The organism is Pseudomonas sp. JE3303 (genome assembly GCF_056312565.1).
Window position 1 is genome coordinate 18,263 of sequence record NZ_JBWGIF010000006.1, and the last position, 14,185, is coordinate 32,447.

Annotated in this window: 8 protein-coding genes and 2 pseudogenes; all 10 read right to left on the bottom strand. The window is 64.7% G+C overall.

Features of this window, described 5'->3' with window-relative positions; all coding sequences use genetic code 11:
- Positions 1-118: 118 nt before the first annotated feature.
- The 10 genes and pseudogenes from AC0ZZU_RS09850 to AC0ZZU_RS09895 all read right to left on the bottom strand — a co-directional run bounded on the left by AC0ZZU_RS09850 (position 119) and on the right by AC0ZZU_RS09895 (position 14,120).
- Positions 119-904, bottom strand: a complete 786-nt coding sequence (locus AC0ZZU_RS09850; RefSeq protein ID WP_476340362.1) for a sulfite exporter TauE/SafE family protein — start codon at positions 902-904, stop codon at positions 119-121.
- A gap of 146 nt (positions 905-1,050) precedes the next feature.
- Complete coding sequence (locus tag AC0ZZU_RS09855; RefSeq protein ID WP_476340727.1) at positions 1,051-1,836, bottom strand: methyl-accepting chemotaxis protein; 786 nt, start codon at positions 1,834-1,836, stop codon at positions 1,051-1,053.
- A 72-nt stretch (positions 1,837-1,908) separates the two neighbouring features.
- A pseudogene (locus tag AC0ZZU_RS09860) lies at positions 1,909-3,000 on the bottom strand (HAMP domain-containing protein); the annotation flags it as partial.
- 144 nt (positions 3,001-3,144) lie between these two features.
- Positions 3,145-3,930 carry a methyl-accepting chemotaxis protein gene (locus AC0ZZU_RS09865; protein ID WP_476340728.1) on the bottom strand — a complete coding sequence of 262 codons (786 nt, stop codon included), beginning with the start codon at positions 3,928-3,930 and terminating at the stop codon, positions 3,145-3,147.
- 72 nt (positions 3,931-4,002) lie between these two features.
- Positions 4,003-5,031, bottom strand: a pseudogene (locus tag AC0ZZU_RS09870) (HAMP domain-containing protein); the annotation flags it as partial.
- Between the two features lie 148 nt (positions 5,032-5,179).
- Positions 5,180-6,172 carry a hypothetical protein gene (locus AC0ZZU_RS09875; protein WP_476340363.1) on the bottom strand — a complete coding sequence of 331 codons (993 nt, stop codon included), beginning with the start codon at positions 6,170-6,172 and terminating at the stop codon, positions 5,180-5,182.
- A 73-nt stretch (positions 6,173-6,245) separates the two neighbouring features.
- On the bottom strand, positions 6,246-6,932 hold the full coding sequence (locus AC0ZZU_RS09880; protein ID WP_476340365.1) for a GntR family transcriptional regulator: 687 nt from the start codon (positions 6,930-6,932) through the stop codon (positions 6,246-6,248).
- Positions 6,933-6,948: 16 nt separating this feature from the next.
- Positions 6,949-7,653, bottom strand: coding sequence for a FadR/GntR family transcriptional regulator (locus AC0ZZU_RS09885; protein ID WP_476340366.1), 705 nt, complete (start codon positions 7,651-7,653; stop codon positions 6,949-6,951).
- Between the two features lie 60 nt (positions 7,654-7,713).
- The gene (locus tag AC0ZZU_RS09890; protein WP_476340368.1) at positions 7,714-9,024 is read right to left on the bottom strand and encodes a C4-dicarboxylate transporter DctA; all 1,311 of its coding nucleotides are present in this window, start codon (positions 9,022-9,024) and stop codon (positions 7,714-7,716) included.
- 233 nt (positions 9,025-9,257) lie between these two features.
- Positions 9,258-14,120 carry a dermonecrotic toxin domain-containing protein gene (locus AC0ZZU_RS09895; protein WP_476340369.1) on the bottom strand — a complete coding sequence of 1,621 codons (4,863 nt, stop codon included), beginning with the start codon at positions 14,118-14,120 and terminating at the stop codon, positions 9,258-9,260.
- Positions 14,121-14,185 lie beyond the last annotated feature (65 nt).

Consider the following 14,185-nt stretch of genomic DNA (forward strand, 5'->3'; position numbering starts at 1 on the left):
ACGACGCACCTTGGTGCAGACAGGATTAACGATTCATCCTACAGCAAATCTCGGAAATTCCTCACACTCAGAGGCGGGGGCCATTTGCGGCGGCTGCCACTGCCCGGCCTGGCTCTGGTCAGAAAGCCAGCTTGTAGCCGATCAGCAACAGCATCGCGGCCAGGCAAGGACGCAGCACATTGTCGGAGATGCGGCCGGTCAGGTGGCTGCCCATGTAGATCCCTGGCAGCGAGCCCAGCAGCAGGTAGCCCAGCAGCGACCAGTCCATGTTGCCCATGCTGGCATGGCCCAGGCCGGCGACCAGGGTCAGCGGCACGGCATGGGCGATCTCGGTGCCGACCAGGCGGCGGGTGACCAGGAAGGGATACAGCAGGAACAGCGCCACGGTGCCCAGGGCGCCCGCGCCGATCGACGTCAAGGTGACCATCACGCCCAGGACTACGCCGGTGAGCACCGTGAGGGTGTTCAGGGTGCGGTCGCTGAGGTGGTAGTGATCGCCCGCGTGCTTGCTGGCGAACGCCTGCAGGCGCGACTTGAACATGATGGCCAGGGCCGTGAGTATCAGCACCACCGCCAAGCCCTGCTTGATCACCGCGTTGAGCGCGGAGGTGTCGGCATGCAGGGTGCTCAGGAACCACAAGGTCAGGGCCGCCGCAGGGACGCTGCCCATGCTCAGCAGACCGGTAATCTTCCAGTCGATGTTCTTGTTGCGGCTGTGAACCCAGACGCCGCTGGCCTTGGTGATCGCGGCATAGAGGAGGTCGGTGCCGACGGCCGTGGCCGGGTGAATGCCGAACCAGAGCAGGATCGGGGTCATCAGGGAACCGCCACCCACCCCCGTCATGCCAACGATGAAACCTACAACCAGTCCCGCAAGGGTGAAACCGAAAGAACCAACATCCATACGCTACTCGACGCCCAACATGCCCGTGATCGGATGCGTGCCAGCATAAAGGTCTTTTATATAGCGAAATAGACTTGTTCGTTATTAGGTTATAACCGAGACCGATTAGTGCGCCGGCCCGCATGGGCACGGACGGCGCATGCGGATCAGATCCTGAAACTGCCTACCAGCTGTTTCAAACGTCCAGCCTGCTGGCTCAAGGCATCGCAATGGGCCAAGGTCTGGTTCAGGTGCTCCACGCCCTGCTGGTTCAGCGCATTGATCTGGCTGATGTCCATGTTCAGGCTTTCGACCACCGCCGTCTGCTCTTCGGTCGCGGCGGCCACCGACTGGTTCATCCCGTCGATCTCGCCAATGCGCTGGGTAACGCTCGACAGGCGGTCACCGGCGCGGTTGGCCACCTGCACGCTCTGCTCGCTGGAAACCTGGCTGGCGTTCATGGTGTGCACGGCCTCGCGGGAGCCGACCTGCAGCGTGGTGATCATGCGGTGGATCTCTTCGGCCGACTCCTGGGTGCGGTGGGCCAGGTTGCGCACTTCATCGGCTACCACTGCGAAGCCGCGCCCGGCCTCACCGGCGCGGGCCGCTTCGATCGCGGCGTTGAGCGCCAGCAGGTTGGTCTGCTGGGAAATGCCCTTGATCACGTCGAGGATCTGGCCGATGTCGTCGGTACTGGTGTTGAGCGTCTCGATCTGCTGGCAGGACTCGCTGATCTTCTGCGACAGCGCCGCCATGCTGGCGATGGTCTGCTCGACTACCTGGCGACCATCGCTGGCCTGCTCGCTGGCGCCACTGGCATGCTGCGAGGCATCGGCGGCATTGCGAGCGATCTCCTGGGTCGCGGCACCGAGCTGGTTGATGGCCGCTGCCACGCTGTTGGTGCGCATGCTTTGCTCTTCGGAGCCGCTGATCGAAGCGTTAGACGCCGTCATGACCCGCTCGGACAGGTCGTGCACCTGGCGGGTGACCGACGAGACTTCGCTGATCGAGCTATGGATACGCTCGACAAAGCGGTTGAACGAAGTGGCCAGTTCACCGAATTCATCCTTGTTCTCCACCACCAGGCGACGGGTCAAGTCGCCTTCACCTTCGGCGATGTCCTGCATGGCGCGGCCCATGGTGGTCAGTGGGCGCATCAGCACCGGGATCAGCAGGCCCAGCAGGCCGAGAATCACCGCCACGGCGATAAGCATGGCTATGATGGCCGAGGTACGGAACTGATCCAGCGCGGCGTAGGCTTTGTCCTTGTCGATGGACAGGCCGATGTACCACTGCGCCGACGGCAGGCCGCTGACCGGGGTGAACGAGATGATCCGCTCATGACCGTCCAGGGTAGCCTTCTGCATGCCCGGCTCTACCCGCAGGTTGGCGCCGGGATAGATGTCCTTGAGGTTTTTCATCACCTGGCCCTCGTCGGGACTGACGATTACCTGGCCGTCACGGTCGGCGAGAAACGCGTGTCCGATGCCGCCGAAGTCCACCGCGTTGATGATCTCGACCAGGGTGTCCAGGCTCACGTCGCCGCCAACCACCCCGAGCAGTTCGCCATTGGTCTTGCTGTTGACCGGGATGGCGACGGTGACCACCAGGCCGCCGACCGCGGCGCGGTAGGGCGGGGTGAGCACTGTCTGGCGCGCCGTTGCGGCAGTGCTGTACCAGGGACGCTGACGCGGATCATAGCCAGCGGGCATGGTGGCGTCGGGGCGCTGGGTGAACTGGCCGTCGGCCCGGCCCAGGTAGGTGAACAGGAAGTTGCGGGTGTAGGAGGGCTGGTCGACCAGGCCCGGCAGGTTGTCGCCAGCACCTTGCTGGGCGATGTCCTGGGCGAGGTTTTCCAGCACCAGGATGCGTCCGCTCATCCAGTTCTGCACGCTGCTGGCGGTCAGGGCGCCGGACTGGCGTACCGACGACTCGATGTTCTGGCTGATGGTGCTGCGTTGCAGGTAGTCGTTGTAGAGCGTGAACAGGGCGAAGGCCAGAACGACCACGCCGCAGGCGCTCAGGAGAATCTTGTGGCGGAACTTCAGGTTCATGTTTCGAGACCTTGGGCCTTGCTGAGAAATGGGTACCTTGCGCTGGTGAGGCGAAGAAGACATACCCTGACGCTAGCGATATCGGCCCAGGCCGTAAAAGATTGAAAGGACAGTGTTAATTCTTTCGTGGGTATCGACCAACGGCAGGCCACATCCATGGCGGCGATGAGGTCGTCCGGGCAGGCCTCATCGCCGGCGCTCCTGCGGTCAGATGCGGAAACTGCCCACCAGTTGCTTCAGGCGCCCGGCCTGCTGGCTAAGCGCATCGCAATGGCGCAGCGTCTGGTTCAGGTGCTCGACCCCCTGCTGGTTGAGCATGTTGATCTGCGTGACATCCAAATTCAGGCTTTCCACCACCGCCGTCTGCTCTTCGGTCGCGGCGGCCACCGACTGGTTCATGCCGTCGATCTCACCAATGCGCTGGGTAACACTCGACAGGCGGTCACCGGCGCGGTTGGCCACCTGCACGCTCTGCTCGCTGGACACCTGGCTGGCGTTCATGGTGTGCACGGCCTCGCGGGAGCCGACCTGCAGGGCGGTGATCATACGGCGGATCTCTTCGGCCGACTCCTGGGTACGGTGGGCCAGGTTGCGCACCTCGTCCGCCACCACCGCGAAGCCGCGCCCGGCTTCACCGGCGCGGGCCGCTTCGATCGCGGCGTTGAGCGCCAGCAGGTTGGTCTGCTGGGAAATGCCCTTGATCACGTCGAGGATCTGGCCGATATCGTCGGTGCTGGTGTTGAGGATCTCGATCTGCTGGCAGGACTCGCTGATCTTCTGCGACAGCGTCGCCATGCTGGCGATGGTCTGCTCGACCACCTGGCGGCCATCGTTGGCCTGTTCGCTGGCGCCACTGGCGTGCTGCGAGGCGTCGGCGGCGTTGCGGGCAATTTCCTGGGTGGCAGCGCCCAGCTGGTTGATCGCCGCCGCCACGCTGCTGGTGCGCATGCTCTGCTCTTCGGAGCCGCTGATCGAAGCGTTCGAGGCGCTCATGACCTGCTCGGACAGGTCATGCACCTGGCGGGTAACCGACGATACCTCGGCGATCGAGGTGTGGATGCGCTCGACAAATCGGTTGAACGAAGTGGCCAGTTCACCGAACTCGTCCTTGTTCTGCACCACCAGGCGCCGGGTCAGGTCGCCTTCGCCCTCGGCGATGTCCTGCATGGCGCGTCCCATGATGGTCAGTGGACGCATCAGCACCGGGATCAGCACGCCCAGCAGGCCGACGATGGCGGCCAAGGCGATGAGCATGGCGATGATGGCCGAGGTACGGAACTCGGCGAGGGCGGCATAGGCCTTCTCCTTGTCGATCGACAGCCCGATGTACCACTGCGCCGACGGCAGGCCAGCGACAGGGGTGAAGGAAACCAGGCGGGCCTGGCCATCGAGGGTCACTTCGTGGGTGCTCGCGTCAACGCGCAGGCCGCTGCCTGGATAGATCTCTTCGAGACTCTTCATCACCTGCCGTTTATCCGGGCTGACCATCACCTGGCCGTCACGGTCGACGAGGAAAGCCTGGCCGATACCGCCGAAGTCCACGGCATTGATGATCTCGACCAGGGTGGCCAGGGTCACGTCGCCGCCCACTACGCCCGTCAGCTCGCCGCTGGTCTTGCTACTGACCGGTGTGGCGATTGTCACCACCAAGCCGTGGACCGGATCCTGGTAAGGCGCGGTCAGCACCGTCTGGCGGGCAGACGCAGTGGTGCCGTACCAGGGGCGCTCGCGCGGGTCATAACCCGGGGGCATGGCCTCGTCCGGACGCTGGATGAACACGCCGTTGGCCTGGCCGAGGTAGGTGAAGAGGAAGTTGCGGGTGTAGGACGGCTGATCGATCAGGCTTGCGATATCACCGCCGGCGCCTTGCTGGGCGATGTCCTGGGCAAGGTTTTCCAGGACCAGGATGCGTCCGCTCATCCAGTTCTGCACACTGCTCGCGGCCAGCGCCCCGGATTGACGAACCGATGATTCGATGTTATGGCGCAAGGTGTTGCGTTGCAGGTAATCGTTGTAGAGCGTGAACAGCGCGAACGCCACGATGACCACGCCGCAGGCGCTGAGAAGAATCTTGTGGCGGAACTTCAGGTTCATGTTTCGAGACCTTGAGCCTTGCTGAGGAAAGCCGCCACGTGCTCGTGACGCATGGCGGAACTGAACCTGGCTGTATCGGCAAGCGCTGCGAAAGGTTTAAGACGCAAGACTCAATCATTTCTCGGGAGGCGACGAACGGACGAGCCGCCTACTGTGCCCGGCCGCGCATGAGCGAGTCCTCGACCTGTCCGGACAGGTAGTAGACCCCCGACATGGCACCGCTCTGGCGATTCTCCATCAGCCCTTGCCATTCCTCGTTCAATGCCACGTTGAGGATCACTCGGAGCTGCTCGACCATTTCCGGGTGTTCACGGTCATGGGTGATCATGCCGTAGCCCGCCGCGGCCAGTGATATCAGCGTGCCTGCCGCCTTGCCCACTGCCGCGGCCACGGCGCTGGCAATACCGCGCGGGGCCAGTGTGGCACCGAGCTTCTCGCTGGCACGGGTGGCCACCGAAGACAAGCCGACCTGGGTCTGTCCGGGTTCCTTGCTGGCTTGATCGTGCAAGTGCTGGCGCAACGCGCTGTAGGCGGGCAGCTGCTGCAGGGGCTTGGCACGCAGCAGCTGATAGAGGGTGGCATCGCGTGCGGAGGGCGGGCCCAGGGCGATGGCCGGTATGCGGTTGAGGCGCTGGCTCAGTTGGTCGGGCGGTGCACGGTATCGGCTGATGATGGCGGGCAGTTGCTGCCCGAAGAGCTGCAGGTACAACTCGGTGGCGCGGTCCCGGATGCCCTCGGGATTGATCTCGCGGGCCACCGGTTCGATGACCCGGTCGATGTATTGCGCCTGCAGGTAGAGCGCCAGGCGTTTTTCGGCGGGCTCATGGCCTTCGCCGCTGTTCATCCTGTACCAGGCCACCTTGAGGGTCAGCCATTGCTGGGTCCAGTAGCCGGTGAACCAGGGGATGAAGTCGCTTTCAGTGCGCTGTTGCACGCGCTCCTTCCACACGCGCATCGAGCGCCGGGCGTAGTCGTTGGCCGACCCCGTGGCGCCCAGAGAGGCCTGCACCAGCTCCTGGTCGATCTGGTGCCAGGCGGCAGGCGAGAGAATCACCGGCGGCGGCGCAGCGGTGCGCGGCTTGCCCGCGCAACCGGCCAGTGCCAGGAGCAGGCAGAGCAGGAGCGAGACAAGCAGCTTCAAGAGCGTGGTCCCCCTGTGCATGGACCGGGGCGGTATATGAGTATAGAGCCGGGTACGCTGGCCGTGCCCGCCGTCAATCCAGCGCCAGCTCCAGCTTGGCCTCCAGCCGGTCCAGGTGCTGGTGCATCAGCACCCGTGCGGCGTCGCCATCGCCGTCTTCCACCGCGTCGATGATTGCAGCGTGCTCTTGCCAGGCGCAGTGGTCGCACGCGTGCGACTCGTAACGGGCGATGATCAGTGAGGTCATCGGCACCAGGCCATTCAGGAATCGAGTGAGGGGGGCGTTGTTGGCGATCTGCGCAAGCTTGAGGTGAAATTCGCCGCCCAGGCGGATAGCCGCGCAGCGCTGGCCCTGCTCGTGATGCTGGCGTTCGCGTTCGACCAGCTGGCGTAGCTGGCGGATCTGCGCAGGGCGCGAGCGCTGTGTGGCGAGGTCGATCAAGGTGATCTCGGCCAAGCGCCTGGCACTGAGAATCTGCCGCGCCTGCTGCGGGTCGGGCGTGGCGAGATGCGCGGTGTGGCTGGGCTTCTGGACCACCACGTGCTGGTCAGACAAGCGGCCCAGCACGCGGCGGATCACCGTGCGGCTGACCCCGAATGCATCGCCCAGCGCCTGCTCGGGCAGGGGACTGCCAGGGGCCAGGCGCTGTTCGAGGATGGCATCGAACAGCCGTGGGTAGATCTGTTCAGCCGACAGGCGGGTTTCGCCGGCCGCGAGCAGGGGTGGCAGGCAAGGGACGGCTTGGGCGCAGGCATTCATCGTCTCGCTCCTGTAGTCATTGGCCCGGATGATCGTCCGGGATGTCGAGTTCGATACCCATGCGCAGGCCCTCCTGGAGGATATGCCGACGCATCTGGGCACTGGCCTGGGCACTGTTCTTTTCACGGATGGCACGCACCACCGCCTCGTTCTCGGTGAGGCGCGCCGCCAGGTGCTCGGGTGAATTGCGCAGCACCTGGGCGCTCTGCTTGAGGGCGTTGCCGGTCTGCTGCACCACGCTCTGGAAGATCGGGTTGGACGTCAGCGCGAACAGTTCTTCATGGAAGGCAATGTAGGCGTTGACTCCGGCGTCGCTGTCGTGGGCCTCCAGCGCTTCGCGCATGTCCATCAGGGTCAGGCGCAGCTGGCCGATGTCCTTGCTGCTGGCCGACTGGGCCACCAGGCCGACGATGAAAGGTTCCAGGGTGTAGCGCAGTTGCAGCACGTCGGCGAGGCTCGCCTTGGCCACTGCGTCCTGGCTGTAGGCGGGCTCAGAGGCGTCGGCATCAAGTACCAGCACCCCCTTGCCGGGCAGCGAGCGCACCAGGCCCAGGGTTTCCAGCACGATTACCGCTTCGCGCAGGCTGGGCCGGCTGATACCCATTTGCTCGGCCAGTTCGCGCTGGCCGGGGAGCATGTCTCCGGAGCGCCACTGGCCCCTTGCCAGGGCCTGGCGTAGTTTTTCCACCACCGAAGTGACGACGGTCGATGAACTGATCACGGTATGCTCCTTGGCGTCATTGCCTTGGACAGGGCCGGCATCGTTGCCGGCCCTGTTCGGTCAGAATTCCTGTTGATGCGCGTTGGGCTGCTTGCGCGTCACCGGCGCGAAGCCTGGCTTGTTCGCCAGTACGTTCTTCGCACGTTCCAGGTCGATATCGCGTTCCCAGCGGGCAATGGCCACGGTGGCGACGCAGTTGCCGATGAGGTTGGTCAGCGCCCGGCCGATGCCCATGAACCAGTCCACCGCCAGCACCAGCACCAGGCCCACCACCGGAATGGCCGGCACCGCGGTCAGGGTCGCGGCGAGAATCACCAGGGCCGAGCCGGGAATACCGTGGGCCCCCTTGGAAGTCACCAGGGACACCAGCAGAATGGTCAGGAGATCGGTCATGGCCAGCGGCGTTCCGGTGGCGTTGGCGATGAAGACGATGGCCAGGGTCAGGTAGATCGAGAAGCCGTCGAGGTTGAACGAGTAGCCAGTCGGGATCACCAGCCCAACGGTCGAGCTGCCGATGCCCAGGTGCTCGAGCTTGCGCATGATCTGCGGCAGCACGGCGTCGGACGAAGCGGTGCCCAGGACGATGGTCAGCTCTTCACGCAGGTACTTGATGAAGGGCAGCAGCTTGAGACCGGACAGGCGCATCACCGTGCCCAGCACCACCAGCACGAAGCCCGCGCAGGTGACATAGAACAATGCCACCAGTCCGCCCAGGTGTTGCAGCGATTCGAGGCCATATTTGCTGGTGGTGAAGGCGATGGCGCCGAACACGCCGATCGGGGCCAGGCGCACGATCATGCCCATGATGCGGAAGATCACATGGCTGAGCTCATTGATCAGCCGCGAGATACCCGAGGCCGCCTCGCCGACCAGGTTCAGCGCGCTGCCGAACAGTACCGAGAACAGCAGTACCTGAAGGATATTGTTGTCGGCGAAGGCACCCACCACCGAGGTCGGGATCAGGTCCATGAAGAACGCTGACGCGCCATGGATATGCTGGCCGCGCTCGGCCAAAGCGCCTGCGTCGGCGCTGGAAAGCTGGTCCAGGTGAATGTTCGCGCCGCTGCCGATGCCGGTGCTGAACGCGAATATCAGGCCAATGACCAGCGCGATGGTGGTCAGGACCTCGAAGTAGATGACCGATTTGAGACCGATGCGCCCGACCTTCTTCAGGTCGCCCGCGCCGGAGATGCCGCTGACCACGACACAGAACACGATCAGGCCGATAAGCATCTTGATCAGCTTGATGAAGCCGTCGCCGAGAGGTTTGAGTTGCAGGGAAAGTTCGGGAGCACTCAAGCCACAGGCAACGCCTAGAAGCAGGCCGAGCACCACTTGGAGGAAGATCGAACGCGAGCACCATTTGAGCATGGGAGGATCTCTGATCGGTGTCCTCGCTTCAATGCCTGTGCAGGCAGAGAGCAACGGACTTAATTATTGTGGTCTTACCGGTTTGTCCAGTCCGGCTGCAGTGTAGGCGTTATTTTTTGAGCTTGGCAAGGTGCCTGGAGACGAAACTCAGATTTATGGATTGACCGGTCTGACCAGTTGAGCGCTGAGGGCCTGATCGCGGTATGCCCGCGACCAGGCCGTGCTGATGCCCCTTACTCAGCGACCGCCAGGTTCAGGCCTGTTGCGATGATTTCTTCGGACACCTGCACATAGAGCGCCTGCTCCGCTTCGCCCCGCGTACTTAGCAACAGTTGACCGGCCTGCTCGTATAACGCGCTCTCCCCGGCATAACGGTTCGACACAAGATCGATGCGCTGCAAGACGCCATCGATACGCCAGGTCAGGCCCGGCACGTTGCCCATCTGCTGCTCCAGGGCCTGGATAAAACGCTCTGGCACGCTGGGCCCGCGGTATGGAACGGCGCCTGCGCTGGCCTCGCTCAACTCGGTGTAGTACTCCGACGCCGCGCCCCACTCGCGTTCGAAAGCCTCGAACGGGGCAGGGCGCAAGCGCCTGATCCATGCCCGCCAGAAGCGCTGGTCGCTTGCCCAGGCCGCTAGCCGGGTCGCATCGACCTCGGACAGCACGGCCTGCGCGAGCCGGCTCAGCGTCGCGTCGCTCAAGCGCGCCAGTCCACCAAACAGAATGTCCTGTGGCTGCATCGGCAATCCCAGGCGTGCCTGGAGCTGAATACGTGCATACAAGGCCATCTCGAGTTCATCGAGCAGATAGTTGGGCTCGGTCAAGCTGTCGTCGCTCAGGTCGTCAGCTGGATGCAGGGCTGGCGCCGCTTGGCGTGCGGGATCATCGGCGGCCTCGGCCAGGGCACGGCGGCGGGCAACCCTCGCGCTGTACAGTTCGGCCACGCGCTCGTCCAGGCGGCCTTGGCGCAGCAGGCCCGCCGCTGCGCCGAGGGCAACCGTTTCATCGGCGGCCCCTGGCTCGGCATTGGCCACGGTCCGCCAGATCATGACCTCGGTTTCGATCCCCTGGAACAGCAGACTGGCCTGGTCGACGCAGGTTTGCGTGGCGTCCTCGAGGTCATCCAGCACCTGTTGGTGCAATTGGGCCTGCCCCCAGATTCCATCGCCCTGCTTGTCTGCAGGCAGGACGAGCGCCTGCAGCACCCGCGTCAGGCGGGCACGCATGTACTCAGGGTCGGCCTGGTAGTCGCCCGTGTCTTGCAGGCGCTCGAACAGCGCGTACAACGGTTCCCACTGTGAATCCTGGGCGGTGGCGCTACGGTGCGCCTGGAGGTCCTGCGGCAGGTCCTGATACCAGAGGTCATCCGTCTCGAAGTACGGGGTCACCTGGAAACCAGCGTCTGCGAGGTTGCGCAGCGCAGCGTCGCTCCAGGGATTACCGTCGAAGTCATAGATCACCTCGTCCCCCTGGCGGTTCAGCGCTTGGGCAAACGCGCTGCCGCGCAAGACCGGGACCTCGGTCAGGCCGTTGGTGTTCAGCGCCAGCGTACGCAACGTCAACGGTTGCTGCTCGAGCAGGGACTGTAGTCCCTGCGGCCATTCGGTGATTCCCGTGCTGGCCAGGTCCAGCTCGCGCAGCGCATTCCACCCGCTGACGTCTGGCGCCAGCTGCAAGGGATTTTCCTCCAGGAACAGCACCTCCAGGCGATTCAGGCCGGCCAGCGCCGTACGGCTCTCGACGGTCAGGGTGATGTCATTGGAGCCCAGGCTCAGATGGGTCAGTGCGGGCCATCCTTGCAGTGCCTGAAAATGCGCGGCTTCCATCGACAGGCTGTTGAGATCCGCCTGCATCGAGTACAGGGCAGGCAACTGCGCGAGGCGCTGCAGTACCGCGACCGGTAGCATGTCCATGGCGTCGGTCAGGTTGAGCCGTCGCAGACCGGTCAGTTGGGAAAGCACGCCCAGGTTGTGTTCATCGTCCAGTTGCAGGAAGTTCTCCGAGAGATCCAGGGACTGCAGCTCGCTGAGACCGGCCACCTCCTGCGGAATGAAGCGCAGCAGGTTGGAGGCGATGTCCAGATGCTGTACCTGGGGAAACGCCTGAATGAACGCGCCCAGGTTCTGCGGTGCGCCGCGCTGCCAGCCATTGAGCGTCAGTTGCCTGACATGCGGGAGTGGGTCCGGCAGCAGCGGCAGCGGGCCAAGGTGTTGCGCCTCGAGGGAGAGGTGTACATGGTCGAGGGTGGCGCTGCTGTCTGCTGGACTTTCCCGGCGCCAGGCCTGGCGGATGGCGTGGGCGGCCTGCACGCGGGCGCCACGGCGCAGGGTTGCGTCCTCCGCTGGCGCGCCAGTGTCGTCATGGATCCAGTGATCGAGGGTTTCATCCAGGCGGCGCTGAGCGTCTTGCAGGCTTTCCAGCAGCCTGCCGAATGCGCCAGGACTGTCGCCAGCTTCCTGGCGAAGGCGTTGGCGCAGCACGTCGCGATCGCCTTGCCCAGGGCCGGGAAACAGTGCGTCGAACAGCTCATCTTCGCTCCGCCAGCCCTGGCCACGGCCGCTCAGGACATAGCCGATGCGAGCGTCGCTGAGCAGCCGGGTCGGCAGCCTGAACAGCGGGCGCAGCGGCGCCATGCCCAGTTGCCGGGCGCTGCGCTGGCGGTCGCCAGCGGCTCGTTCGAATAACGCGTCTCGCAGCGCAAGCGGCTCATGGATCTGCAGGCCGAGGGCATCGCGCGTCTGATCAGGCAGGGCATTGAGAAGACCTTGGTAGATATCCACGGTGCCGGCCAGGGGTTCGCCCTGTTCGTCGCGCGGCTCGTAGCCCTGGGCGCTGCGCAGAAGGATCTTGGCCGGGCCGTCCTCGGGCCCTGCCGCCGCTAGCAGCGCACCACCAGGACGATGTTCGCGCAGCTCGATGCGTACCGCGCCGTCCCAGCCGGGCAACCGTTCAAGCGTGGCAAACACGAGGGCGTCCCGATCCTGGACCGGACCCTTGGCCTGAAAAAAACGCAGCAGGGCGCGGTTCAGCCGCGCTTCGCGAAGATACAGTCGGGCAGTCTCGGCAATGGGGAGGGGCAGGCGGCCGCTGCTGCGCAGCTGGTTCAGGTCCTTGGCGTTGGCCTGGGCGAGAATCTCTCCCCGAGACCTTGGGCTCAGGGATGGAAAGTCGCGGCTCAGCAAGGCGGCATCGGCATCCGCCGCCGCGACCCGCTGAGTGGCGCCCAGAGCCTGCAAGCTGTCGAGCAGCAAGGCCGGGGCGGGGCGCTGGTCAACCATCACCCGCCGCAGGGCCCCTTCGCTGTAGCCGCTACAGCGCAGTGCGCGCAACAGGGTCTGGTCGCTGACGCCCGCGGTGGGGCTGGACAGGCGCCGAAGCAGCGTTGCCGCGTCCCAGCCGAGCGGTTGTTCATGCGCCAGGCGCCACGGGATCTCGTCATCGCCGAGCAGCGCTGGCTGGTACTGGTGTCCTTTGGTCGCAGCCAGCTGCCATCGGCCCTGCGGTGCGGGTTCCACTGGCATGGCCTTGCCATCCATGACCAGCCACTGCTGGCCTTGCCACTGATGCAGACCGTTGGCCGATGCGCGCGTGCCAACCGGCCATGGGGTCTCGCGGGTGAAGGGCGCCAGGTCACCATGCCACAACCGCCGGCCCTGCTTGCCAGGGATGCTTATCCAGTTACGCAACGGGCCGGACGCCTCGATGGCACGGTGGACGGCGCCGAGCGCCGCGAATTGCGACAGGTTTTCAACGACCTCGAATAGATGAGCAATGGCCGCATCGGTTTCGCCTTCATTCAGCGCATGCACACCCTCGAGGAACTCATCGACGACTTGCGCACCGCCCACTACAAGCACCAGCTCTCCCAGGGCTGGCACGAAGAAGCTGGCTACGTTCAACACGCTCAGCCCCACGCCCAGCCAGGCGAGGATGTACGCCTGCCGCGCGGCGGCGTCGAGCTGTGCGACCGGCACTGCCAGGCTGGCGGCATCGGTGAGGATGCGCTGCACCTGAGTGCGCGCCCGGGCGCCGAAGCACTCTGCACTCCAAGGGGTAAAGTCCATGGACAGGTGGGCATTCTGGTCCAGGGTCTCCTGCCAGATGTCGTGGGGTGCCGGGAACAGACGCTTGATCCAGCTGAACGACTCGCCCTTCCTGAGTACCGGGGGCTGCGGATACAGTTGCGCGTAGGGATAGCGCGGGTAAAGGGTTTCGCTCAGGCGTGCATTGAACGCAGGCTGCTCGGCATGGCTGACGAACCGCGTGAACAACTGCCGGAAGTCCTGCGTCCACAACCGCTGCGTCAGTGCCGTTCCCACCGCTTGCAACGACGCGTACTGCTGCACCGCGCCCTGTGGATCGCCGGGCAGGTAGAGCAGGCAGGGTTCGGTCTGTCCGCGCGGTTCCAGGCGCACCAGCAGGGGTCCACCCAGGGCGAACCCCAGCAGGCTCAGGTAGCCGCATTGCAACCGGCGCGAGCTGTCAGCGAGACCCGGTGCAGCGCTGGTGCCTGCCAGAACAGCCTCGCCCATCTCTTCACCGCGGCTGTCGATGCGGCCCTTCAAGCGTGCGGTGGTCAGTTCGGCGGCGAAGGCGGCACGGTCCTGCTCGCGCAGCAGCGTGCGAAAAGCGTCATTGTCGACGACGTCCCCCAGGACATGCTGGTAACGCTGTCCAAGGTCCAGGTTGCGAATGCCTTTGACGAACAAGGTACTGTCCAGCGCCATCGGCGCAAGCGCATCGGTACTGGGGTAGAGCGATACCGGTGTGTCGGCGGCAAGGTTCTGCAATGCCGCTTCCAGCCAGGAGACCTTGCGTGGGCTGTCCGAGGTGCGGTCCAGTACCTGGGCCTGGTCCACCGAGGGTAACGGCGTGTCCGGATACCAGTGCCGCAGGGCGTCGCGCAGCAGCGGGCGGCTGAATGTATCGATCGAGGGGATCGCGGCCATCGCACTGGCCAACTGCCGGGCGGCGCGATGACTCTTTCGCACGCGCGCCTGGAGCGTAGCTCGCTGGGCCGCAGTGGCCTCTCGTAGCCACTGCGGCATGCCCTGGTTGAGCAATGCAAGGTCAAAGGGCAAGGTAGGGGTCATGGTCTGCTCCTGAAAGACGAGGAGCAGCGAGACTAGGGCGGGACGCTCGGATTCTGCGGTATCCC

Excerpts from the sequence above, each read along its gene's own strand:
- AC0ZZU_RS09850 (WP_476340362.1), bottom strand. The coding sequence starts at position 904 with ATGGATGTTGGTTCTTTCGGTTTCACCCTTGCGGGACTGGTTGTAGGT.
- AC0ZZU_RS09855 (WP_476340727.1), bottom strand. The coding sequence starts at position 1,836 with ATGACGGCGTCTAACGCTTCGATCAGCGGCTCCGAAGAGCAAAGCATG.
- AC0ZZU_RS09865 (WP_476340728.1), bottom strand. The coding sequence starts at position 3,930 with ATGAGCGCCTCGAACGCTTCGATCAGCGGCTCCGAAGAGCAGAGCATG.
- AC0ZZU_RS09880 (WP_476340365.1), bottom strand. The coding sequence starts at position 6,932 with ATGAATGCCTGCGCCCAAGCCGTCCCTTGCCTGCCACCCCTGCTCGCG.
- AC0ZZU_RS09890 (WP_476340368.1), bottom strand. The coding sequence starts at position 9,024 with ATGCTCAAATGGTGCTCGCGTTCGATCTTCCTCCAAGTGGTGCTCGGC.
- AC0ZZU_RS09895 (WP_476340369.1), bottom strand. The coding sequence starts at position 14,120 with ATGACCCCTACCTTGCCCTTTGACCTTGCATTGCTCAACCAGGGCATG.